Source organism: Bacillus arachidis (assembly GCF_030285945.1).
Taxonomy (GTDB): Bacteria; Bacillota; Bacilli; order Bacillales; family Bacillaceae_G; genus Bacillus_A; species Bacillus_A arachidis.
This window is the reverse complement of record NZ_CP127376.1, coordinates 770284-794923: the sequence shown is the minus strand read 5'-3', so window position 1 is coordinate 794923 and position 24640 is coordinate 770284. Positions and strand designations below refer to the sequence as shown.

Genomic DNA, 24640 nt, shown 5'->3' with positions numbered 1-24640 from the left:
AACTCTTCCTTTTCTTTATGAACCTACAATAATAAAGCCGTCTGCTAGCGGATCAGATGGGTCTAATAAAAATTGATGCATTCCCGTAATAAAGACCCTCCCTGTAATTTGTACCGTCATTTCATTTTGTGTGTATTTCATCAGTTTTGCTTCATATGTTCCGCCTGTAATATTTTCATGCTGGACACTTTCTCCTTCTTGTAACATACCTTCCTCTCTAAAAAGTGCCAAACATGCACATGTTGCCCTAACATATGGAGAACGGCTTACAAGTCCATTCTTCTTCTGCACCATCGTTTTGAATTGTTTCTCCTCAATCTGCGTGGCATCTATTAAAATACTACTACATTCGGACGATAATGAGGTTCTTGTCGTATGTGCCCAGCTCTTTAATTCTATGAATTCATCCATGTCTAATTTGACACCTAAATGCTTTGTATGGCTGATTACATAAGATTCATTTGGTCCAAATGAAATGGCTGACTGAGAGGCATTATATTGAAGTTCGTAGTGACAATCTTTCTGTAATGAGACAGCGTGTATCTCTCCATCTTCTATACAGATTTTCACAGAAAAAATTCCATCGATTGTTTCTACCGCTACTACATCATTTTTCATTTGCACATTTCCCATTTCAACCATAACGCCAGCAGCTATCATCACAAACTCTTCTGTACTAGAAATAAACTCATTTGCATCCATAAACAACGCCGCAAAATCTGCTTTTTCTGAACAAGGTGGTACAATCATACAACCGTTCATTGCTGCATGACCACGTGGTTCTTGCATGATAATTCTTCGAAATGCTTGATAGTTTTCAACTAGTTCTTTTTGTTTCTCTTGTAAAGTATGTCCCTTTAATAGAGGTACGCCGTTCATAATTAGGCGCAGTGGCTCTCCAGCTATATGTGCATCAACTGTTGTAATTGCTTTTACGAACTTCATACAATCTCCCCTTACCAATTTATAAAAACGTCTTCCATCTCTCTTGTTATTTAACTCATATAAACATAACTACTCCAACTCAGAATCAATGCCCTTCCATTGGTGGAATGAGAATAAATCCATCTTTCAAAATATCTTCCTCATGATATAAAAACTGGTGCATTCCCATAATCCATGCTGATCCAGTAATTTCTGTAATCACAGCTTCTATGTCCCCTATATTTGTTGTTCTAACAATTTTCCCTTTAAATAGCGAACCGACAATACTTTCGTGTACAAATAATTCCTCCAGATCAATTTCACGGTAGGCATACAATGTAGCCAGTTTGGCTGATGTTCCCGTACCACATGGCGAACGATCAATCCCTCCCGGTGGTACAATCACTGTATTTTTCACATCCGCATGTTCGTCCGTTGGATCACAGAAAAATTCAACGTGCGTCACTCCTTCGATAAAAGACAATTCCGGATGTGAAATGGGTACCGCTGCATTAATGGCATCGCGAATCCGAATAGCTGTTTCTATAATTTGCGCAGAATTTTCCGTTGTTAGCTCCACGCCTAATTTTCTAGCGTCTGTAATCGCATAAAAATTACCACCATAGGCAATATCACATTGTACATTCCCTATATTTTCTATATGTACTTCCACAGACTTTAATAAAAAAGCAGGCACGTTACAAAATGTTACTTCTTTTGCTTTTCCATTTTCTACATACACTTTTGTTGCAACAAGCCCCGCTGGTGTATCTAATTTAATATAGGTATACGGTTCTTCCACCTCAACCATACCGGTTTCAATTAAAGCGGTACAAACGCCAATTGTATCGTGACCACACATTGGTAAGTACCCGCCAGTTTCTATATAAATAACACCAACATCAGCTTCTGGGTCACACGGTTCTGTTAATAAAGCACCCGACATTACATCATGACCGCGTGGCTCAAACATAAGAAATGTACGAATCCAATCATACTTTTCTTTCATAAATAACATCTTTTCTGACATTGTATTCCCTTCTAGCTTTGGAAGGCCATTTATGACTGTCCTTGTTGGATTCCCTCCCGTATGCGTATCAACTGTCGTAAACACTTTTTTTACGTTCACACTCGTTCCATCCTTTCTTGAAATCGATTGTGGCTTAGTGATTCAATCGGTACGGTTGTCTCTTGTCCCTCAATCATTTCTGCAATAAGCTTTCCTGTAATGGCCGCCAAACTAATCCCATCACCTTCATGACCGGCGGCAATATAAAATCCTGGTACTTCTTCGACATGAGAAATGATTGGCAAATGGTCTGCCGTCCACGGACGCAAACCTGCATATGTTCGAATAAGTAACATATCAGCCATCTTCGGATAAAAACGAATCGCTCGGTTTGCAATACACTTTATAACGCTTGTATCCACCTTCGTTTGAAAACCAACGAACTGCCTGCTACTTCCAATTAAGAAATTTTGACTTTCTGTCGGTTCAAATACGAGAGCAACTCCATATTTTTCTGTTTCCTCATCCACATGACGTGTGCCGCCAAACTTACTAATTAAATAGCCAAACTCCATTACTTTTCTCGTTCCCACTGGCTCTTGTCTTGAAGCAACAATAATATGACCTTTTCTCGGCTGAATTGGAATTTTCACATCCAACATCTCGCCAATAACAGGTGACCATACTCCTGCTGCATTTACGACTTTATTCGCTGTAAATGTCCCCTTATTTGTTTCAACAATAAACGCACCCATTATATCTTTTCGAATACTGGTTACTTCTGTATGAAGATACACATCTGTTCCTTGCCTTTTCGCTTCATCAAGCAAAGAAAATGATAATAAATATGGATTAACAGTCGAATCTGTTGCGCATTCTAATCCACCCAGTAAATCATCTGCAAAATACGGTGACTCCTGCCGAATATCTTGTCTGTCTAACATCCGAAATGGTAAACCCGCATCTTTTTGCCGCTTTACCCATTTTTCCGCAGCGATCATCTCTTCTTCACTTTCACATACGAGAATGCTGCCTGGTGCTCGGTATTCAAAAGAGTGACGTAATTCTTTCGCTAGTTGATCAACAAGCTTTTGACTTTCAAGAGACATTTGGCTATCAAACCCGGGATCTTTATCAATTGCCAAAATGTTCCCATCACATCTCGATGATGTACCGCTCGCTAATTCTCCTCTTTCTAATAACGTTACTTCTCTCCCGCATTTTGAAACGTAATAAGCAATTGCACTCCCAATAATACCTCCGCCAATGATAAGAACATCACAATGCTTTATCATAAACTCCCTCTTTTCTATTTATAAAGTGGAACTGATGGCTCACGCTTCTCTCTAAATTTTGAAATAATCTCTTACTACTACCGAATATCGAGATAAGCTTCTAACAAAATTTTTTGCTAGATTATCACTTTTTCATGTTCACACTTTCTTTTACTTGCAATTAAAATGCCAACTTAACGTGCAACTGTAATTCCCAAGGATTTTTTCTCTCATCTCACCCTTTATCTTTACCATACTGAGAAACGAGATGCTCATTATTACCACATAGCCAACATAAAATTATTGAACTTTTCCGACAAAACATTTTACATTTCCTTTAAAAATGTGTAAAAATAATGAAATAGTGTATAAAAAACTTACAGTCAATCCAATAAGGAGGCATTAGCATGACAATCGAGCTCTCTTCTATAGACCAACTTATGAATAAAGATTTTCTCTTCTTTTCATCAGTAGAAGAGTTACAACAAAGTAATCATACAAATCATGAAGATACAACCGTTCTAGTCAAAAGAAACAATGATCTATACATGCTTACTGCTTGTGGTACATATCAACCTTGTTATACAACTTCCTACTATTCTTCTATTTCACATATATTAAAGAAACTTAAAGACTATCATGCCGTTGTTTTTACGAATGCTTCTCATGAACCAATTGGTTTTATTACAGCTGTTATGCTAGCTGAAACAATCTTTCATTCTTATGAATATTTACAAGCTTATTTCGAAACTGTTATCAAAACAACAGATGCATCCGTCACTGTCATTGACGAGAACGAGAACGTCAATGTATGGACAAACGGGGCAGAAGCGATCTTTTCTGTAAGACGACAAGACATTTTAGGAAAACCCATCACATCATTTTTTCATGAAGATATGCTAGAAATATTAAAAACTCTACAAGAAGGTCGATCACTACATAAACACCAACATCAACCAAGAGAAGATTTAATTGTACTGATTAACTCTAATCCCATTTACTTGCGTAATGAAATTATTGGAGCTGTTGTATCCGAAACAGACATTACGAGCCAAGTTCGACTTAATCAAGAGCTTTTCTCCGTTTCTACAAAAATGCATCAATTAGAAAAACAAGTTGCTAAATTAACACCGCCAGTTGATCCTTTTCATGCTATTAAAGGAAGCAGCTCAGCACTGCAACAAACAATTGAAATTACGAAAAAGGTATGTACAACAAAATCAACTGTTCTCATTTTAGGGGAAAGCGGCGTTGGGAAAGAGTTATTCGCAAAAGCAATTCATGAAGCACGTGAAAGTGACCAAGCACCATTTGTATCTATTAACTGCGGCGCGATTCCTGAGTCATTATTTGAAAGTGAACTTTTTGGCTATGAAAAAGGAGCTTTTTCCGGAGCTGATCAGAAAGGAAAAAAAGGAAAAATTGAGTTAGCAAAAGGCGGAACATTGTTTTTAGATGAAATTGGTGAAATGCCAATGGAAATGCAAGTAAAACTGCTTCGTGTTTTGCAGGATAAAACGTTTTACCGCGTAGGTGGGGTAAAAGAATTGCATGCCGATTTTAATATTATTGCTGCTACGAATCGAAACTTAAAAGAACAAATTGCGAAAGGAAAATTTCGGGAAGATTTATTTTATCGTTTAAATGTGGTAAGCGTTGATATACCTCCACTTCGCGAACGAAAAGAAGATATTGTGGAGCTAATTCATTCTTTCTTATATGAATTTTCTATTCAATATAATCGTCCAATTCAAAGTATACCGCAAGATGTTATGTATGAATTGCTAGAACATAAATGGCCTGGAAACATTCGCGAACTACGCAATGCCATTGAACGTCTCGTTGTGTTTGCGACAGATGGGATCATAAAACGAGAAGACCTTCCCTTCTCTCCAAAAATACAACAAGAACAACCACCTGCCCCTCTTAGAATAAATATAACGGAAGGCGAATTACTTGATGACTCTTTAAACAAATATGAACGGAATATCATTCTGCATGCACTGGAATTAGAAAGTGGCAATAAACTCGCTTGTGCGAAACGTCTTGGAATTACACGAGCTACCTTATATAATCGCATGAAAAAATTACATATCCCGTTTTAATCCTTCTCTCTATAAATACAAATTGAAAAACAATATAGCACCTTTCCTTTTGGGTGAGAAGAGAGCGCCCGCCATGCACAGAAGCGGTCAGTCTCTCTTCCTGCCCCATGCCAAGTAGAAATAAGTGAAGAGCCCATTTTATTTGTATAGCAGCGACTTATATGCCTGCAAATCAAAATGGATATATAGATTGGCATGTATTTTGCATATAAATTTGCAAACAACCAATCTAACAAGGGGGCTTTGTCATGAACATTGCAAACGATTTTGTCATTTGTCGCTGTGAAGAAGTAACATACAAAGAGCTACTTCATACAGCGAACACATACAACTGTTCTACACGAGAATTGAAGCTACGTACCCGAGCGGGTATGGGATTTTGTGGGGGCCGAACATGCAGGTGTGCACTAGAAAGTTTTATATCATCACAGGAGCAAAACCGTCAGCCATTAAAGCATCAACCACCAGTTCGTCCCGTTACCTTTGACTTGTTAGGTGATAGATCATGAGTAATCGTATCATTCACCACCCAATTCTCGGTAACTTATCAGACAGCAAAACCGTCTCTTTTACATTTAACGGAACGAAGTGCGAAGGAATAGCTGGCGAAACAGTCGCTGCTTCCCTATTCGCTAATAACATTCGAACGTTTCGTGTTCATGAAGAAACAGGAGCACCACGCTCTATTTATTGTAATATTGGCCATTGCTTTGAGTGCCGCGTCACAATAAACGGCAAGCAAAATGTGCGTGCCTGCATGACTGTAGTTGAAGATCAAATGGTTGTACAAAGCGGCTTGCAACAACCTACTCCTTTAAAAAAGGAGGATCACATATGATTGATGTCATCATTATCGGCGCTGGTCCTGCGGGATTATGTGCAGCCATCGCCTGCAAAACATATGGATTATCTGTTAGAGTTTTTGACGAATTTATAAAACCTGGTGGTCGCCTTCTTGGCCAACTTCATCAAGAACCAAACGGAACATGGTGGAATGGTATAGAAGAAACAAAGAAATTACAAAAACAGTTGCAGGATTTAGCACTTCCTATTGAATGTGGTGTAACCGTACATGATTTAGAACAAAACGGAAATGAATGGGCTGTTCATACGAATATCGGTATCTTCCAAACAAAGCATGTTCTTCTTGCAACAGGAGCAGCTGAGTTCCCAACGCCGCTTCCCGGCTGGACCTTGCCTGGTGTTATGTCCATTGGAGCTGCACAAGTTATGACGAATGTACATCGCGTCAAAGTCGGTAATAAAGGAATGATTATTGGAGCGAATATATTATCGTTTGCAATTATGCATGAATTACAGCTCGCTGGGCTAGAAATTGACAGTGTCGTTTTACCACCTAAGCATACAGTAACAAAACAAAGCGCACAGCCGCTTCACGTTTTGAACTCTCTACTTCATGTTGCTCATATCGCTCCCTCTCCTTTATTAAAAATTGGGAGCCGTTTTATGAAAAATCCTGCGCTGCGGAAATTAGCCATTCAATTTTATCCAAAGCGTGGAATGAAAATTTGGAACACACCGCTTCATTTGCGAAAGGCTGCTATCGAAATCATTGGCGATAAACAAGTAGAAGCTGTGAAAATTGCTACTATCACACCAGATGGGGCGATTATTCCTGGAACAGAAGAAATACATGCTGTTGATTTTGTCTGTATTGCTGGCGGTCTCTATCCACTAGCAGAATTAGCAGCTGTCGCTGGATGTCCGTTTCATTACATTGAAGAACTTGGCGGGCATGTTCCACTTCATAATGAGAAAATGGCTACACAACTTCCTGGCTTATATGTTGCTGGTAATATTACAGGGATTGAAAGCTCGAAAGTTGCGATGGCACAAGGAACTGTTGCTGGAACTGCCATTGCAAAAGAACTACAACCATCTCATTCACATCTTGATTCCTTACTACAGCAGGCAATTCAAGATGTGAAAAGAACACGTGAAAATGCAACAATCCAATTTCACCCGCATATTTCTAGAGGCCGCGAGCAACTGCTTGCACTTGCTCAAGAAATATGAGGAATCACTTATACCCCTGTTCCAAAATAAAAATTATCCTTTAACTTTTATAAACAAATATCAAAAAGCTGTTCAAAAGATACACAGTGTCTAACTTTTGGACAGCTTTTTTATGTTTCCTGCATAAAATTTTGTCTTCCCCAAAAACTAATAAGAGCATTCCATATAAGGGAAAGGAGTGAAAAACATGTTTGGCTTACCAAGAAAAAATTCTATAGCTAAAAACAAAAAAACGAGCTGTACCATTCCAGAATTTATTCATACGATGAAGGAATCTACTGATTTTGTTTCTTACAACATTACAGAAAACGATGCACTATGCCTTTTTTATTATAAATCTGTCGTAGAAGCAGTCATAATTAAACAATTTATTTTAACACCTATCAAAGACCAATTAGAACAGATTCAAGGTATCACTGACTTAACTAACATCGTCCCCATTGAAGACATTGTTATCTCGCCTTCCATTGACGATATTCGTGAAAAGCTATTGGATGGATATGTACTCGTTAAACTACAAAATATATCACAAACTGCACAATATGCTCTAGTTCGAGCAGAAAGTACTGTTCTTGGTAAGCGTTTATATAATGATACAGAAAATGAATATAGCGTAATTGGTCCAAAAGTTGGTTTCGTGGAGAATATTGACACGAACCTACATTTATTACGTCGTGTTATTGTAACAGAGCAACTCGTTTTTAAAGAAGTTGTTGTAGGATCTATATCCAAAACAACAATTGTAGTGGCCTATATAGAAGGAATCACAAACGAACAATTTATTAATACTGCTACACAACGTCTAAAGGATATTGATTTCGATGTCCCCTTCGACGCAACAATGATTGAACAATTTATTAGCGATAATAGCAATTCACCTTTTCCACTACTCTTACCAACAGAGAGAGTTGATCGAGCTGTATTTGCTTTAATCAATGGTGAAGTATTAATTTTAACAGATGGTTCTCCCTATGCATTAGCCGGACCGACAACACTATTAGATTTTTTCATTTCACCAGAGGATTACTATTTGCCATGGACGATCGGCACATTCTTTAGATTGATTCGCTTTTTTGGGGCTATATTTTCTCTATTTTCCTCAGCAATCTATACAGCTGTATTAACATTTCATTATCAGATGATTCCAGCAGATTTGCTTGGACCCATTATTTTTTCTAGAGCAAATGTACCCTTTCCTCCAATCCTAGAAGCACTTTTTTTAGAAATTACAATTGAATTATTGCGCGAAGCTGGCGCCCGCTTACCTACAAAAGTTGGGCAAACAATCGGTATTGTTGGTGGAATTGTAATCGGACAAGCTTCTGTTGAGGCAGCTTTAACAAGTACAATCCTATTAATCGCTGTGGCTTTATCTGCACTTGCTTCTTTCACGACACCAACTGTAAAAATGTCTACTACCATTCGTTTACTCCGATTCCCACTTATCCTTTTAGCGGGTGCCTTCGGAGGACTTGGTCTTATTGTGGGATTTGTTTTTATATTGGTACATCTACTACATTTAAAATCACTTGGATCACCTTATTTATTACCTTTATATCCATATCGTGGTTTCGGTTCAGCGGAAGGTTTCATTCGCTGGCCATTTAGTCAGACGGCCCAGCGCCCTTCTTTTCTGCGACCAAAAGCAAATTGGCGCTATAACCCAAACAAAGCAAAACAAAAACGTGATGGTGAGGAAACATGAGAAACATTCTATTTTTATTAGTAATTGTTGTTTTATGCTCCCAATTTGGTTGCACGCAAACATCCATAGTAGATACGCAAAGAATCATTCACGTAGCTGGATTCGATATAGCAAAAGATAAAAAAATTCAAGGTACTATCTTATATCCCGACTACACGCTTGGCGTAAAAACAAAACCAAAAACTCAGTCAACCACTGCAAGATCCCTTGAAACGATCGCTTCTCATTTAGATGCAAAATCACCTCACAATGTTGTTTTAGGACAAATGCGTGTCATATTATTTGGAAAGCCTATTGGTTCATATGGAATTGATGAAATCATCAGTAATTTACAACGTGATCCTAATATTGGGCGAGATGTACAATTAGCACTTGTAGATGGTTCAGTGGAAGAACTTCTAAAATATGTCGCACCAAACGGTTCATTGTATCTAGCTGACTTACTTGAACAAAATATACGGAATGAAAATATCCCTCGGACAGCTTTGAATATTTTTTTTTATGATTATTATTCATCTGTATGCGATCCATTTCTTCCTTACATTCAAATCGCTGATGATCACGCGGTTTCCGTAAAAGGTCTTGCTTTTTTAAAAGGAGACAAAGTGGTGATGTATACCGATAAACAAGACTCTTTTTTAGTAAAGTTGCTCCTGAATCCGACTAAAAATGGTCGTTATGAAGCACAAATAAAAAAAGATAATCATGAAAGTCTTGTCGTAACACAAAATTTATCAGGAAAAAGTGTCTATCACGTTGATCAAACAGGTAATATTCCTAAAGTAACAATCCGTTTAAAATTAAATGGATTAATAAAAAATGCCCCTAGTTGGATTGATTTAACAAAAAAGGGGAATATAAAATATGTCAAAAATCAAGTAGAACAAAAGATTAAAAATCAGTCTCAAAAATTGATTCAACAATTTCAGCATAAAAAAATAGATCCTTTAGGGATACGCGACCAAATTAGAAGTCGATCAAGAAAATGGAGCATACAACAAATTCAAGCAATGTATCCATCTATAGATATTAATATTGACGTCGATGTTAACGTTGTACAATCTGGTATCGGAGAATAGTGAGGTGATAAGGTGGGTACGAATAGTAAAGAACTAACTGTCTCCCCTTACTTGATGTTTTTTTTAATTCACTCTCTTCAAGTCGGAGTCGGAATTTTAGGCTATCAACGCATTATTGTAAAAAATGCCGGTTATGACGCTTGGATTTCCCTCATTCTTGCGGGAATTACAACTCACTTTGTATTATTTTGTATGTTGAAAATGTTGGAAAAAGATAACGACCTAATCAATATTCATACAACATGCTTTGGAAAATGGATTGGCTCCTTATTTTCTTTGCTTTTTACAATTTATTTTTTATTATTTTGTCTCACCGTCCTTCGTACATATATCGAAGTCATTCAAGTTTGGGTATTCCCAACCATTAAATTATGGCAACTAACTTTAATATTTTTATTAGTCACTTATTATATTATAAAAGGTGGGTTCCGTTCTGTAACAGGAATGTGTTTTTGGGGAGTTGTACTACCTATATTCGTAATGTTCTTTTTAATTTTCCCAATGGAATATGCACATGTTCGTAATATTCTGCCCATTTTCACTCATTCACCTTTAGATATTGTAAAATCTGCGAAAGACTCTACATTAGAATTTCTAGGATTTGAAGCGCTACTTTTCTTTTATCCACTGATTGAAAAAGGAAAATCTTTAAAGAGGTGGGCACATGGTGGTGCTGCTTTTACAACCATTCTTTATGTACTTTTAGCACTTATCACTTTTATGTACTATAGTGAAGGACTATTGAAACATACAATTTGGCCTACGTTAACGATGTTAAAAATTATTAAAGTTCCCTTTATTCAGCGGTTTGAATATATTATTATTTTTGTATGGTTTATTATCATTTTACCAAATCTCTGTTTAACAGTATGGTCCTCTTGTCAGTCGATGAAGCGTTCATTCCGTATCCCATTTAAAATCACACTACCTTTTTTTATTTTTGTCGTATACATCGCTTCCTTATTTTTTACAAATCGAGAAAGTATCGACACATTAAATATGCTTTTATCCCAAACAGGTATGTACATTGTATATGTTTATATCCCTCTCCTGTTTCTATGGCACTCTATTCGCTGGCGATTGAAAAATAAACAAAACAAAACTTCTACATAGGAAATCACCAGCATATTTGGTACAATTTCACTATCACGAAAACAAAGGAGAAATGCAGATGAAAAAATATCTATTCTCTTTACTCGTAATAAGCAGTCTTGTACTTTCTGGATGCGGTGCAGCCGAAAAGAAAGAATCCTCCGAGCACAAAGAATCTTCCGAACACAACGAAGAACACGCTTCTCATACTCAGCAAGGTGACATCCAAGAAACGACAAAAGAAATTGACACACTACCAACATTTTTGGACAAACTAGATCCACAAATGAAAGAGATCTATGCAGTTGCAGGGAAAAATGCCGAATTATTAAACTGGATTCCTTGTTACTGTGGATGCGGAGAAAGTGTGGGGCATAAAAACAACAAAAACTGTTTTATTCGTGAAATTAAAAAAAATGGAGAAGTTGTTTGGGATTCTCACGCAACGACCTGTGTAAACTGTTTAGAAATTGCAACCGAATCTGCATCTATGAAGAAAAAAGGAAAATCCACTCTTGAAATTCGAAAATACATTGATAATAAATATAAAGAAGGCTACGCAAAGCCAACACCTACTCCAATGCCAAAATCGTAAAAACGAGGAAATTCCTCGTTTTTTATTTTTCACTCAACATTTTCCATAGCAAATTCTTTCAAGTGTATTTCCTTCTTCTTGTCATACACTATATATAACTCCTCAGTAAGGAGGGTACACAATGCACACATATAACGACTACGATAAAGCTCTCTATTACACGTATTGTTGTAATTGGGACAAGTTGCTTGTTTTAATGGTACAAACTGATGATCATCTATTTTCTAAACGAATTGAGCATTTTTTACATGCTTACCAATATGGAAAAGAACTATCCGAAGTAGATAAACAACTTCAGCTTCTATTTCAATATATCGACCATGCTTCACAAAAATCACATATAGAAGAAATAGATCAAGTGCAAATGTAAATGAAGCGCTATTCTCCCTCCCGAGAATAGCGGTTTTTTGAATAATTTTCCACATCCTTACTCATAATACATATATCAATAGTGGATGGACGTGATCATTTGCATAAATCCTGGTACTTATTTCTCTACATGTTTATACTGCTTATCGGCTGTGAAAAAACAAATAACACTCAATCATTTCAAAGCGCAAAACAAGAAAAAGACATATGGAATATCCTAATTATCGGCAGTGATTCACGAGGTGAAAAACAAGCCCGTGCTGATACCATTATGATTGCCCAGTACAATAAAAAAGAAAATACAGCAAAGCTTGCTTCAATTATGCGAGATAGCTATGTAGAAATTCCCTCTTATGATAAAAAATATAATAAAATCAACGCTGCCTATTACTATGGCGGCCCTGAATTATTACGAAAAACAATTCAACATAATTTTGGAATCGATGTTTCCCATTACGTTACGATTGATTTTGAAGCATTTGTTAAAATTGTGGATACCATTGCACCTGAAGGAATTAAAGTGAATGTTACACAAACCATAATCGATGATATGGGGCTACATGTAAAGCCAGGTTTACAACCTCTTCACGGGAAAGATTTACTAAAATACGCACGTTTTCGCCATGATACTGAAAGTGACTTTGGCCGTGTGAAACGACAACAAGAAGTACTCCAGGCATTGAAACAAACCCTTACTGATAACGTTCACTCTATAGATGGCGTACTAAATTTACCGATAATGGCACACGAACTCTCTCCATATATAGAAACGAATTTAAATATGAGGGTGCTATTTACACTTGGAAATAGTATTTTGTCTAAGCCTATTGATAAAATAGAAACAATGCGAATTCCCATTGATAAAGCATATGAATCGGCTCTTACCAAACATGCTGGCTCCGTCTTAAAAATAAATCAAGAAACAAATAAAGAAGCCATTCAAAACTTTTTTCATGTCACAAAAGCTGTAAACCGGCCGTAAGAACAAGGTTCAAGGACCTTGTTTTTTTTATTCCCAAGTTTTCTTCTTATAAAACTTACCTTGATAAAAATATTTTCTCTTTATTTTCTTGTCCTCTTCATACTATAATTTAGTATGTAACTATTATAAGAGAGGTAAAAACATGAAACGTGAGAAAAAACAAGAATATGCTTTGTTTACCGCTTGGGGAGCTTCGTTTATCGCTACACTTGGAAGCCTATATTTTTCCGAGATCATGAAATTTGAGCCTTGTGTACTTTGTTGGTATCAACGCATCTTTATGTATCCATTTGTTTTATGGCTCGGTATTGCAGTTGTAAAAAAAGACTACCGCATTGCTACATATTCTTTACCAATTGCAAGTATCGGTGCCTGTATTTCTCTCTATCATTATGCGATTCAAAAAGTTCCCGCATTCTCAGAGGCAGGAGCTGCTTGCGGACGTGTACCTTGTACGGGAGAATACATAAACTGGTTTGGATTCGTCACAATCCCGTTTTTAGCACTTATCGGATTTATCACGATTGCAATTTGCAGCTTTATTGTAATCAAAAACAAATAGGGAGCTGAAATTATGAAAAAAATGCTTATCTTCGGCGGTATCATTATCGTCTTATTTGCAGCTATTGCCGCTGTCACACAAATGGAAAGTGGCAGTAAAGAAAAACAAGAAAAAAATTACTACACAAATAAAACTACTTCTTCAGACATCCGTAAAAATAACGAAGAAAAGAAAGAACAAACCGTTTACTTCTATCAAACAGGTTGTCACTATTGTGAGAAAGTCTCACCTATCGTTGTTCCAATGGCTAAAGACATGAATATTGATATGAAAGTAATTAATATTTTTAATGATGAAAAAGCTTGGGATGATTATAAAATTGAAGGAACACCAACAATTATTCATTTTAAAGATGGACAAGAAGTAAATCGTATTAAAGGTGAGCAACCAAAAGATGCTTTTGAACAATGGTTTAAAGAAAACAAAAAATAAGAAGAAAAGGAAACTCCTTCTATACATGAAAGCTGTGTAAAATCCCACACTAATGTATAAGGAGGGGATTTTATGCCAGAGGTACGCTGTTCTGTGTCCAATTGTTCATTTTGGGGACAAGGGAACTTTTGTCAAGCGAATTCAATCTTTGTCCAGCCTGATGATCAAAACACGAATCAATCAAATGAGTCTTATACAAACTCGGCCTTAACAGGTGAAACACTTGAAAGCTCTGCGTCAACAAGCGTTGAAACATGCTGCCAAACATTTAGACCGAAATATTAACACGCAAATCTCCATCTCCTTTGAGGTGGGGATTTTTCTTTCATAATATGTATCTCTAGGTGTAGGAGCATACGATGAATCATATGCCCCTACATCATAGCAAATCCATATTTCCAAGTATCATGCATCAAGATCATATACACAATCAATATAAAAACGCTTCCAAACATGGTTATCCTGCGATATATTCCAGGTTCCCCTTCTCTCGCTTCAACAAAGGACCAAATAAAACCAATTAAAAGCACTAAATCAATAAAAGTAATGTAAAAATCAAACATAAATGATACATACAAATAAATAATAAATAAACAATTCGTCAATAAAAAGATTTTAAATGCAAACTGGCTATTCCCTTTCCCCATAACACGCCCGCCCCCAATCTGTACTGTATTATATTCACAAGAACATAATAGTTGCGATTGTACCAACTAATAGAGCCTCTTTAATTTTCCAACGCATACATCGCGGCTATGAAAACGAATAGAGATTCCACTCATTTTCTCGATTTGTTTTAAACACAGCAGGGGGTGGGGCGAAAAAAGCACTGACCGCTTCTCCCCCTCTCTCCTCCAAAGCGAACGGGTTTTATATTGATATAACAAATAAGCTATCGTCTATTTACGATAGCTTTTACGGTACATTATACTTTCTCTTATATATATTACTTAAAATGGAATAAGGCACTTGATCATAACGAACTTTTTCACCTGCTTCATCCAAAATATACAAATTATTACCTATATAATAGTTTCCATTCTTCCCTCGAGAATAAACGGCGTATCGTTCATTCGGCAATACCGTTTTTACTTTCGTAAATTGACCGTTTGGTTCTTGCCAATATATATGCATACGATCCACAAGTGTTAATGTTCCAATTTGTTCTTCTTCTATTATACGTCCATTCCAACTTATAACACGATATCCTAGCTTATGCGCTGCATATTCTGGAGATGTGTAAAACCGAGAAATAATTACTTTTGTCTGTAACGATACCCGATCGTATAACCATTGTATATCTCGATCGTGCATACGAATGCAACCATTTGATTCCCTTCCTCCAATCGTCCCTTCTCGATTTGTACCATGAATTGCATACTCTTTTTCGTTTAAACCGAGCCATCTTGTTCCAAGCGGATTATTCGGCGCACCACCTGGAATATTTTTACGATGATATTCTTTATTTTTATATTTATTAATGATACAAAATGTACCTTCAGGAGTTGGTGTATTACGCCTTCCAGTTGTAACAGGAAACGTTCTTACATAGTTTCCATTTTCAAAAAAAGATAATTGATTTGTCGTAAGATTAATAAGTATTAAATGGTCGCTACTGGCAAAAGTACTGATTGGTAGACAGAAGAAGAGTATTACAACGAAACATACTTTTTTCATTCATATCCCCCCAAGCATCCCCTTTAAAATTGCCCATAATATATGATGGTACAATTAGCTTTTACTATGAGTTCTATTCTTATGAATGAAAATATAAAGCTCTCTCCCCATACTTTTATCCATTCACAATCACCCCACCATTTATGTGAATCATTTGCCCAGTAACATATGTGGAGTCCTCTGAAGCTAAGTATACATAAGCAGGAGCTAATTCATATGGTTGTCCTGGCCTTTTCATCGGTACATTACTTCCAAATTCCGATACCTTCTTCTTATCGAAACTCGCTGGAATAAGCGGCGTCCAAATCGGGCCTGGTGCAACACCATTTACACGAATTCCTTTTTGAACTAAAGATTTTGCAAGTGAACGTGTAAAAGCCACAATCGCTCCTTTTGTTGCCGAATAATCAATGAGCTGTTCATTCCCTTCATACGCAACGATTGAAGCTGTATTTATAATCACATCTCCCTGCTTTAAATATGCAAGTGCTGCTTTAGTAACGTGAAAATAAGAAAAAATGTTAATACGAAATGTTTTTTCAAGTTGCTGCGCCGTAATGTATTCTAAACTTTGCTGTGGATATTGCTGCGCAACATTATTCACAACAATATTCAGACCATCCAGTTTCGAGGCTGCTTCCTTTACAACTTGCTGACAATGTTGTTCATCGCTTAAATCTCCTGGAAGCAATATGCATTTCACTCCTTGCTCCTCAATAATTCTTTTTGTCTCATTTGCATCTTCCGTTTCATCTAAATAAGCAATAGCGACATTTGCCCCTTCTTTTGCAAACGCAATCGATACTGCCCTTCCAATTCCACTGTCTCCCCCTGTAATAAGCACATTTTTCCCTTTTAACTTTGCACTTCCACGATAATTAGGGTCTTCGTACTTTGGGAGAGGATTCATCATCGATTCAATTCCTGGTTGCCTATTTTGATGTTGTGGTGGTAACGTTAAAAACTTTTTCTGCTCAGACATACGTATTTCAGCTCCTTTTCATTTCTCTTTCTTATAATGTACACAATGCTAAAAAGTACTTATACATGAAAAGCCGAAACATAAAAGTGTTGATTTGATTAACATTCGAAATTAAGACATAAAATATGGATTGTTATAAACTTTTTTTACGAAACTCTTGCATTACACTCAAAAAACGAATATTATATATAACTGTTGTGACAATCATTCGTAAACAGAAAGGATGTTTATATGTTTAACCTTTCAAAACATAAAACTTCTATTAAAACAGAAATTATGGCTGGTATTATTACCTTCTTAACAATGGCATATATTATCGTCGTAAACCCAGTCATCCTTGGTGATGCAGGTGTTCCATTTGAACAAGCATTTACAGCGACAATTATTGCTGCTGTTGTCGGAACATTATGTATGGCATTCTTTGCAAATTTACCAATTGCAGTTGCACCAGGGATGGGATTAAATGCTTACTTTGCTTACTCAGTTGTAAAAACTCATGAAGGTATGACATTTGCAATTGCTTTCTCTGCTGTATTCGTAGCAGGTATGATTTTAATTTTGCTATCATTAACTTCTTTCCGTACAAAATTAATGGAAGCTATTCCTGAAAACTTAAAGCATGCCATTACAGCTGGTATCGGTTTATTTATCGCATTTATCGGCTTACGTCTAACAGGGATTGTTACGAAACACCCTTCAAATCTAGTTGGGCTTGGAGATCTTCATTCTCCGCCTGTTTTACTTGCATTAGCTGGACTTGCGATTACGTTAGTACTGATGTCTTTAAACGTGAACGGTGCATTATTTATCGGGATGTTATTAACAGGGGTTATCGCTTACTTTACTGGACAATTAACGTTTTCAAACGGCGTTACCTCCCTGCCTGGTTTACCAGAAGGCGTAATTGTTTCTAATCCAATTACAGCAGTGTCTGATGTCATTCACTACGGATTATACGGCGTTGTCTTCTCGCTCTTCCTTGTAACATTATTCGATACAACAGGTACACTACTTGGAGTTGCACAGCAAGGCGGCCTTATGAAAGATGGCAAGCTTCCAAATTCCGGACGTGCTCTTCTTTCCGACTCTATTTCAGCAACGATTGGTTCTATGTTCGGAACAACACCAACAACTGCTTATATTGAATCTTCTGCTGGTGTTGCGGCTGGTGGTCGTACAGGCTTAACAACATTAACTGTTGCGGTATTATTTGCAGTAACTGCATTCTTCGGACCACTTGTTGGTGCGGTATCTGGCGTTTCCGCTATTACAGCTCCATCATTAATTATTGTTGGTAGCTTAATGATGGGCGCAGTTCGTCACATTGATTGGGATGCATTTGATGAAGCTTTCCCAGCATTTTTAGTCATTTTAAGCATGCCACTTACATCAAGTATCGCAACAGGTATCGCGCTTGGATTCATCTCATATCCACTTATGAAAATGGCAAAAGGACAATTCCGTGCTGTTCATCCGCTTGTATACGTATTTGGTATTTTGTTTGCTTATCAGTTGGTTTTCATACCACATTAATAAAAAAGCCTTGTTTCACAAAAGTTGTGAAACAAGGCTTTTTCTAATATTCCTTATTCATTTGTAATTCTTTACTATACTTCTGAATCAAAAACGAAGAAATAAACATCACCAGTCCCGCGCTAAAACCAATTAGTTGATCTAATAAAACTTCATCATGAATCATAAAGCGTAATAGAAATACCCCACCAAAAATAATCATTGCCAAATATCCAGTATACCGAAGTCCTTTATATACATTGTCCATATGGATCATTCCTTTAAATAATATATCCATATTATACCACATATTGAACCGTAATAGATTTTATATTCAATCTATTTCAAAAAACAAAAACCTCTTAAAGAGGTTTCACATCTATTAACTTTGTAAAAACGCCTGTAAATCAGCAAATTGCCTCTCTGCATCTTTATATCCTTGTTCATATAAATTTTGCAGTTTTTTTTGGTCTTTTTCCATTCGATCCACTTGAAGTGGTACTTCTGGACGAATGACAAATAGATTGCCAGCTAGCTCTTCTTTCTCAATATAATGAAGTGTCTCATTGTATACTTCATAACGAAATAGCATCGTATTGACAAGATTAGGATATTTCTTATAAGCCTTTGCTGCAATCCATCCAAATTTTGATTTTTTCTTAGAATATCCATGATTTCTCGTTAAAATAACAACTGATTTTTCACAGCCATCTTTTTGTGCTTTACGAACTGGAATTGGATCAGAAATCCCGCCATCCAATAATTGTTTACCACGGTAATTTACAACTGGTGCGATAAATGGCAATGAGCTAGAAGCCTGTAATAACGTCAATGCCTCTTCATTCGTACCTTCCTTTTCAAAGTAAACAGGCTCTCCAGTTTCACAATCTGTCGTTCCTACAAGAAAACGTTCTGGACTATTAAAATATGTGTCAAAATCAAATGGAACATGCTTTTCTGGAATTTCACGAAAAATGAAATCCATATCAAATAATTGACGTTTTTTCCATAGATTCTTGTATGATAAATATCTTGGATGTGTTGCATAATCAATATTCACTGTTTTATTTCGATTTCTTTGTCTTGAAAGATACGACGCCGCATGGCACGCTCCTGCTGAAACACCAATAACATATGGAAAATATAAATCCTGTTCCATAAAGTATTCCAGTATTCCACCCGTATATACGCCGCGCATACCGCCGCCTTCTAATACCAAACCCGTATTTTCAAGCATTGCTTCCTCTCCTCTTGATACATAGACTCTTTAACTATTCACATCGTTAAGTATCTCTTTCTATTATATATGAGTCTTTACAAAATCCATATTCAGAAGGCTCAATGGAAGAAAAAAATTATTCCTCTACCTTTTCTAAATGTGTTCCTACATTCTTTACAAACCTTTGAATCTCGCTTTATGTAGTTTTGGAATAAAGCTTGATTAAAAACACCCCAAAAACTTATGTTTTCAAGCATATAAGAAGAATCCGTTTTGAAAAAAGATTGATCAAAACGGATCCTTCTTCCGTAAATTTAAGTTTTTTTATGAAAAGTTTGGCCGTTTTAGGATACGTTTGATCGAACATTAACACCTGTGAGTTGAATACCCACTCGTTAATCTAACCCTATATTTCTTATTCAAAAACAATACATTCGTTTCGTTTAATATTTCGGCTAAATCGGTTTTGAATTCAGATATATACATACCTAGACTTTCCTTTTCGTAATTTGCAATCGATGAATTATTAATTAGTAATAGCGGTGTCCTTCAGTAGACATGGCAATTGCTTTTGTTTCATGAACTGTACCATATGGATGCTCCGGCGGCGCATAAATAGCGTAAATTTTAAGTGGTATATTACCCATATTGGTTACATTGTGCCATGTTCCAGCAGGTATCATAATCGCATAACCATCATAGGCCATTTCTTGAAAATCTAATTTATCTTTGCTATCACCCATTTGAACAAGTCCCTGTCCTTCTTCAATACGTATGAATTGATCAGTTGTCGGGTGAACCTCTAAACCTATGTCATCTCCAACATTAATACTCATCAGCGTCACTTGCAAATTTTTCCCTGTCCATAAAGCGGTGCGGTAGGTATTGTTTTGCTTAGTAGCTTGGTCAATATTCACTACAAATGGTTTTGGTCCATAATCTGTTAATCTGTTGCTTCTGTAATAAGGATTCCAATTATAAATCCAATTGTTGTTACTCCAGTTTCTATACATTGGATCTTGCCATTGAGAGTGATACCATGATTTATGGTACATATTCATGCTCCTTTCATGATTTCATTTACCTTTTATCCTATTCCGTTTCCTAATTATGGGGATGCAAAATGGGGGTAAATGGGCGTAATACATTATCAAACTTTATTTCAAAGAAATACTTTATCCTCTCTGATCAGCCACAATATGAATATCAATATGCTTCGTTTCCCTCATAATTTCATTGACAATTGATCCTTTTCGAATTTCTTCCCATCTTGTTCTTGCTGATTGGCCAAGTAAAATTTGTGTGACTTGCAATCGTTTCGCTACTTCAATAATGACATCTGCAGGCTTTCTTCCTTTCGCTTCTTCTAACAAGAAAGTAGCATGAAATTGATTCGTCAACGACTTCCACTCATCAATTGTTTGCTTTTTACTTGCCGATAAGGATTCTATATTTTCTCTTTCAACGTTGAATACATATAATTCAGCGTTTAATCGATCTGCCATACGCCAACCACGCCGTATTAATTTCTCTGCTGTTGAGCTATATTGCACACAAACGAGGATTTTTTCTTTTACACCTATTGGCTCTGTCACCGACTGACTCATTTTATCGTCCATATCGTCTGCAACTTCACGAAGGGATAACTCTCGTAAAGCTCCTAAATTATTAACTGTAAAAAAATTTTGCAAGCTTTGCTGAATTTTTTCTTCTTTATATATCTTTCCATCTATCAATCGTTTTCTCAAAACTTCAGGGGTCACATCAACAAGTTGAATCTCATTTGCTTTTTGTAAAATAAAATCAGGAATACGCTCTCGTACTTTTACATTCGTTATCTGCTCCACAATATCATGAACACTCTCTAAATGTTGAATATTAAAGGCTGATAATACTGATATTCCTGCCTCCAATAGCTCTTCTACATCCATATAACGCTTTTTATGTTTTGATCCAGGTATATTACTATGTGCCAATTCATCTACAACAACAACTTGGGGTGCTCGTTTTATAATCTTATCTACATCAAGCTCATAAAATATCTTCCCTTTATAACTCATTTCTTTTAAAGGGATTTTCTCTAAATCTGAAATTGCTTCTTCTGTCTCTTTTCTTCCATGTGTTTCAATTAAACCTATTACAATATCAATCCCCTCTTTTTTCATCTCTTGTGCATCAAACAACATTTTATAGCTTTTTCCTACTCCTGGAGCAGCACCTACATACAGCTTTAATTTCCCGCGATTTTGCTCTCGAATATACGCTAAATACTCCTCTGGCGTTCGTCTTTGAAATGTTGGTTTATAATCATCTGCATACATTACGCGCACAACCTTTCCTAGTAAACAGCAATACCCCAATCGATTAGATTGAGGTAGCAACGGTACTATTTCATTATTTTCTGTAACTCCAAATTTAGTTTCAAGACGTTTACACGATCCTCTCCAAATAAACCTAGTGCAGCACCTTCTGTTTGATCTTTAATTAATTGATTCAGCTTTTCTTTCGGAATATTCGTTAATTTCGAGATACGATCAACCTGTACGTAAGCTGCCTCTGGGCTAATATCAGGGTCTAATCCAGAACCTGAATTTGTCACTAAATCCATCGGTACCTCTGTAACTGGAACAGCCCCATTTTTCTCCTTCCAATCCGCTACACTTTTTTCTACACGTTTTACTAAATCAGGATTAGATGGTGCATAGTTATTTGATCCTGATGCTTCTGCTTTATATTCTATACTAGAGACACGCCCATGAAAATAACGCGGGTCTGTAAAGTTTTGACCAATTAATTTTGAACCAATCACTTCATTTTTCTCATTATATATAAGACTTCCATCTGCATTATCCTTCATCACTGCTTGTGCAATTCCAGTTACCAGTAGCGGATATAAAAGCCCACATAGAACAAGAAATGTAAAGGTAACACGAATGACCGGTGAAAGTATACTTTGTTTTTTAGCCATCTTCTTTTCCCCTCTTCCTTATATAAACAGCCCTACAATTAGATCAATCACTTTAATCCCAATGAAAGGAACAATTACTCCCCCAAGCCCATAAATCAATAAATTGCGACCAAGTAATGCATTAGAACTCATCGGTTTATACGCAATCCCCTTCATTGCCAAAGGAATGAGCAGTGGAATGATAATTGCGTTAAAGATTAATGCCGATAAAATGGCTGAAAGCGGTGAAGTTAATTTCATTATGTTCAGTGCTTCCATTTGTGGAATTGCTAATGTAAACATCGCTGGGATAATCGCAAAATATTTTGCGATATCATTCGCGATACTAAATGTTGTTAATGCACCACGCGTCATTAATAGCTGTTTCCCAATCCCTACAACCTCAATAATTTTTGTTGGGTTGGAATCTAGGTCAATCATATTCGCCGCTTCTTTCGCAGCTGTCGTTCCACTATTCATCGCTAATCCAACATCAGCTTGTGCTAGCGCTGGCGCGTCATTCGTACCATCACCTGTCATTGCCACAAGTTTTCCTTTATCTTGTTCTGCTTTAATAACTGCAATTTTATCTTCTGGCTTACATTCCGCAACAAATTCATCTACTCCTGCTTCTTTCGCAATTGTTGCTGCTGTTAATGGATTATCACCTGTACACATCACTGTTTTGATCCCCATTTGGCGAAGCTGTTCAAAACGTTCACGCATACCAGGTTTTACAGTATCTTTTAAATAGATCAATCCATAAATGCGACTATCCACTGCAACTACAAGTGGCGTTCCACCTTCTTTTGAAATAAAATCTGCTTTTTGATTCAAATCTTTTGGAATCGTACCACCTTGTGCCTGCACCCACTCAATAACTGCATTAACTGCTCCTTTTCTTACTTTTGTCCCGTCAGGTAAGTCCACACCACTCATTCTTGTTTCTGCTTTAAATGGAACAAATTCACCTTGTTCTGCAAGCTCACTGTTGTATGATAGAGCTTTTGATTTTACATATTCAATTACAGAGCGACCTTCTGGTGTTTCATCTAACACCGATCCGAGTGCAGCCCATTTTCCCAATTGTTCAATCGTTTCATTTCCTACTGGGAGTAATGTATGTGCCATCCGATTCCCAAACGTGATTGTACCTGTTTTATCTAGAATAATTGTGTTAATATCTCCTGCAGCTTCTACCGCTTTCCCTGACATTGCTAACACGTTAAATTTCGTTACTCGGTCCATACCGGCAATCCCGATAGCTGATAATAAACCACCAATTGTTGTTGGAATTAAACAAACAAGTAGTGCAACAAGTACGGCTGTATCAATCTTAAACCCTAAATAATTTGTAAAAATCGGTAGTGTTACAACTACAATTAAGAAAATAAGAGTTAAACTTGTCAGTACTGTATTCAGAGCTATCTCATTCGGTGTTTTTTGGCGAGCAGCCCCCTCTACTAACGAAATCATTTTATCTATAAACGACTCACCTGGATTACTTGTAATTGAAATCGTAATTTCATCACTAACAACCATTGTACCGCCTGTTACTGAACAAAAGTCTCCACCTGCTTCTTTAATAACAGGAGCGGATTCTCCCGTAATTGCTGATTCATCAACTGACGCTAACCCTTTAATAACCTCGCCATCACTCGGGATCATTTCCCCTTGTTTTACAATTACAACGTCACCTTTTCTCAGTTCAGTCGCTGATACTTGAACGATTTTCCCATTTTCTTTTACAACGTTTGCAAATACATCTTTCTTCGATTGCTTTAGAGAATCAGCCTGTGCTTTCCCACGTCCTTCTGCTAATGCTTCTGCAAAGTTAGCAAATAAAACTGTAAATAATAGAATGAAAGAAACTGTTATATTAAACCAGCCTGGTATACTACTAGAACCATTCGGAAGAAAGGATAAAATCAAAGTGACTATAAATCCAATTTCCACAACGAACATAATAGGGTTCTTTACCATTACTTTCGGATTCAATTTCGCAACAGATTGCTTCATCGCATGTTTCACAATATCACGATCCATTGTTTTCGCTTGTCTAACCTCATCTTCTACAACATGTACCCGTGATTGATTCACTTGTTTTTCTTTTACCACTACAGGTCTCATCATTTACC

At 36.7% G+C, this 24640-nt stretch carries 26 protein-coding genes; 14 read left to right on the top strand and 12 right to left on the bottom strand.

Annotated features, from left to right (window positions below):
* Window positions 1-15 precede the first annotated feature (15 nt).
* From QRY57_RS05715 to QRY57_RS05705, 3 genes are all read right to left on the bottom strand, one after another.
* Window positions 16-945, bottom strand: coding sequence for a proline racemase family protein (locus QRY57_RS05715; RefSeq protein ID WP_286016864.1), 930 nt, complete (start codon window positions 943-945; stop codon window positions 16-18).
* An 85-nt stretch (window positions 946-1030) separates the two neighbouring features.
* Window positions 1031-2053 carry a proline racemase family protein gene (locus QRY57_RS05710; RefSeq protein WP_286016863.1) on the bottom strand — a complete coding sequence of 341 codons (1023 nt, stop codon included), beginning with the start codon at window positions 2051-2053 and terminating at the stop codon, window positions 1031-1033.
* Complete coding sequence (locus QRY57_RS05705) at window positions 2050-3225, bottom strand: NAD(P)/FAD-dependent oxidoreductase (protein WP_286017808.1); 1176 nt, start codon at window positions 3223-3225, stop codon at window positions 2050-2052. Before QRY57_RS05705 ends, QRY57_RS05710 begins: the two co-directional genes overlap by 4 nt.
* 389 nt (window positions 3226-3614) lie before the next feature.
* Here QRY57_RS05705 and QRY57_RS05700 point away from each other — a divergent pair, with 389 nt between their 5' ends.
* The 13 genes from QRY57_RS05700 to QRY57_RS05640 all read left to right on the top strand — a co-directional run bounded on the left by QRY57_RS05700 (window position 3615) and on the right by QRY57_RS05640 (window position 14450).
* Entirely contained in the window at window positions 3615-5312 is a 1698-nt protein-coding gene (locus QRY57_RS05700; protein WP_286016862.1) for a sigma-54 interaction domain-containing protein, read from the top strand.
* Between the two features lie 248 nt (window positions 5313-5560).
* The gene (locus QRY57_RS05695; RefSeq protein WP_026592807.1) at window positions 5561-5821 is read left to right on the top strand and encodes a (2Fe-2S)-binding protein; all 261 of its coding nucleotides are present in this window, start codon (window positions 5561-5563) and stop codon (window positions 5819-5821) included.
* Complete coding sequence (locus QRY57_RS05690; protein ID WP_286016861.1) at window positions 5818-6150, top strand: (2Fe-2S)-binding protein; 333 nt, start codon at window positions 5818-5820, stop codon at window positions 6148-6150. Before QRY57_RS05695 ends, QRY57_RS05690 begins: the two co-directional genes overlap by 4 nt.
* Window positions 6147-7349 (top strand): NAD(P)/FAD-dependent oxidoreductase, encoded by a 1203-nt coding sequence (locus tag QRY57_RS05685; RefSeq protein WP_286016860.1) that lies wholly within the window; start codon window positions 6147-6149, stop codon window positions 7347-7349. Before QRY57_RS05690 ends, QRY57_RS05685 begins: the two co-directional genes overlap by 4 nt.
* Window positions 7350-7536: 187 nt before the next feature.
* Window positions 7537-9054, top strand: coding sequence for a spore germination protein (locus QRY57_RS05680; protein ID WP_286016859.1), 1518 nt, complete (start codon window positions 7537-7539; stop codon window positions 9052-9054).
* The gene (locus QRY57_RS05675) at window positions 9051-10133 is read left to right on the top strand and encodes a Ger(x)C family spore germination protein (protein WP_286016858.1); all 1083 of its coding nucleotides are present in this window, start codon (window positions 9051-9053) and stop codon (window positions 10131-10133) included. Before QRY57_RS05680 ends, QRY57_RS05675 begins: the two co-directional genes overlap by 4 nt.
* Window positions 10134-10145: 12 nt before the next feature.
* Window positions 10146-11246: a GerAB/ArcD/ProY family transporter gene (locus QRY57_RS05670; RefSeq protein ID WP_286016857.1), complete on the top strand. Its 1101-nt coding sequence runs from the start codon at window positions 10146-10148 to the stop codon at window positions 11244-11246.
* A gap of 58 nt (window positions 11247-11304) precedes the next feature.
* Window positions 11305-11820 carry a PCYCGC motif-containing (lipo)protein gene (locus tag QRY57_RS05665; RefSeq protein ID WP_286016856.1) on the top strand — a complete coding sequence of 172 codons (516 nt, stop codon included), beginning with the start codon at window positions 11305-11307 and terminating at the stop codon, window positions 11818-11820.
* Between the two features lie 121 nt (window positions 11821-11941).
* Window positions 11942-12190 carry a YhdB family protein gene (locus QRY57_RS05660; protein WP_090694542.1) on the top strand — a complete coding sequence of 83 codons (249 nt, stop codon included), beginning with the start codon at window positions 11942-11944 and terminating at the stop codon, window positions 12188-12190.
* A 99-nt stretch (window positions 12191-12289) separates the two neighbouring features.
* Window positions 12290-13171: an LCP family protein gene (locus tag QRY57_RS05655; protein WP_286016855.1), complete on the top strand. Its 882-nt coding sequence runs from the start codon at window positions 12290-12292 to the stop codon at window positions 13169-13171.
* 142 nt (window positions 13172-13313) lie between these two features.
* Window positions 13314-13733 carry a disulfide formation protein C gene (locus tag QRY57_RS05650; RefSeq protein ID WP_208018055.1) on the top strand — a complete coding sequence of 140 codons (420 nt, stop codon included), beginning with the start codon at window positions 13314-13316 and terminating at the stop codon, window positions 13731-13733.
* A gap of 12 nt (window positions 13734-13745) precedes the next feature.
* Window positions 13746-14165: a thioredoxin family protein gene (locus QRY57_RS05645; RefSeq protein ID WP_026592817.1), complete on the top strand. Its 420-nt coding sequence runs from the start codon at window positions 13746-13748 to the stop codon at window positions 14163-14165.
* A gap of 72 nt (window positions 14166-14237) precedes the next feature.
* Window positions 14238-14450, top strand: a complete 213-nt coding sequence (locus QRY57_RS05640; RefSeq protein WP_018782370.1) for a DUF1540 domain-containing protein — start codon at window positions 14238-14240, stop codon at window positions 14448-14450.
* A gap of 89 nt (window positions 14451-14539) precedes the next feature.
* Here the strand turns inward: QRY57_RS05640 and QRY57_RS05635 are convergent, their stop codons facing one another.
* From QRY57_RS05635 to QRY57_RS05625, 3 genes are all read right to left on the bottom strand, one after another.
* Window positions 14540-14812 carry a hypothetical protein gene (locus QRY57_RS05635; protein WP_026592818.1) on the bottom strand — a complete coding sequence of 91 codons (273 nt, stop codon included), beginning with the start codon at window positions 14810-14812 and terminating at the stop codon, window positions 14540-14542.
* 268 nt (window positions 14813-15080) lie between these two features.
* Window positions 15081-15842, bottom strand: a complete 762-nt coding sequence (locus tag QRY57_RS05630) for a L,D-transpeptidase (RefSeq protein WP_286016854.1) — start codon at window positions 15840-15842, stop codon at window positions 15081-15083.
* A 115-nt stretch (window positions 15843-15957) separates the two neighbouring features.
* Window positions 15958-16824: an SDR family oxidoreductase gene (locus QRY57_RS05625; protein WP_286016853.1), complete on the bottom strand. Its 867-nt coding sequence runs from the start codon at window positions 16822-16824 to the stop codon at window positions 15958-15960.
* 231 nt (window positions 16825-17055) lie between these two features.
* Between QRY57_RS05625 and QRY57_RS05620 the strand changes: the two genes are divergently transcribed.
* Window positions 17056-18357: an NCS2 family permease gene (locus tag QRY57_RS05620; RefSeq protein WP_098962563.1), complete on the top strand. Its 1302-nt coding sequence runs from the start codon at window positions 17056-17058 to the stop codon at window positions 18355-18357.
* Between the two features lie 43 nt (window positions 18358-18400).
* Here the strand turns inward: QRY57_RS05620 and QRY57_RS05615 are convergent, their stop codons facing one another.
* From QRY57_RS05615 to kdpB, 6 genes are all read right to left on the bottom strand, one after another.
* Window positions 18401-18634 (bottom strand): hypothetical protein, encoded by a 234-nt coding sequence (locus QRY57_RS05615; RefSeq protein WP_231503957.1) that lies wholly within the window; start codon window positions 18632-18634, stop codon window positions 18401-18403.
* Window positions 18635-18718: 84 nt separating this feature from the next.
* Window positions 18719-19573: a patatin-like phospholipase family protein gene (locus QRY57_RS05610; protein ID WP_208018060.1), complete on the bottom strand. Its 855-nt coding sequence runs from the start codon at window positions 19571-19573 to the stop codon at window positions 18719-18721.
* Window positions 19574-20085: 512 nt separating this feature from the next.
* Window positions 20086-20610, bottom strand: a complete 525-nt coding sequence (locus QRY57_RS05605) for a cupin domain-containing protein (RefSeq protein ID WP_286016852.1) — start codon at window positions 20608-20610, stop codon at window positions 20086-20088.
* A 120-nt stretch (window positions 20611-20730) separates the two neighbouring features.
* Complete coding sequence (gene kdpDN / locus QRY57_RS05600) at window positions 20731-21885, bottom strand: KdpD-like non-kinase potassium sensor (RefSeq protein WP_286016851.1); 1155 nt, start codon at window positions 21883-21885, stop codon at window positions 20731-20733.
* A 56-nt stretch (window positions 21886-21941) separates the two neighbouring features.
* Complete coding sequence (kdpC, locus tag QRY57_RS05595) at window positions 21942-22523, bottom strand: K(+)-transporting ATPase subunit C (protein ID WP_090694524.1); 582 nt, start codon at window positions 22521-22523, stop codon at window positions 21942-21944.
* A gap of 18 nt (window positions 22524-22541) precedes the next feature.
* Window positions 22542-24632: a potassium-transporting ATPase subunit KdpB gene (gene kdpB / locus QRY57_RS05590; protein ID WP_286017807.1), complete on the bottom strand. Its 2091-nt coding sequence runs from the start codon at window positions 24630-24632 to the stop codon at window positions 22542-22544.
* Window positions 24633-24640: the final 8 nt, after the last annotated feature.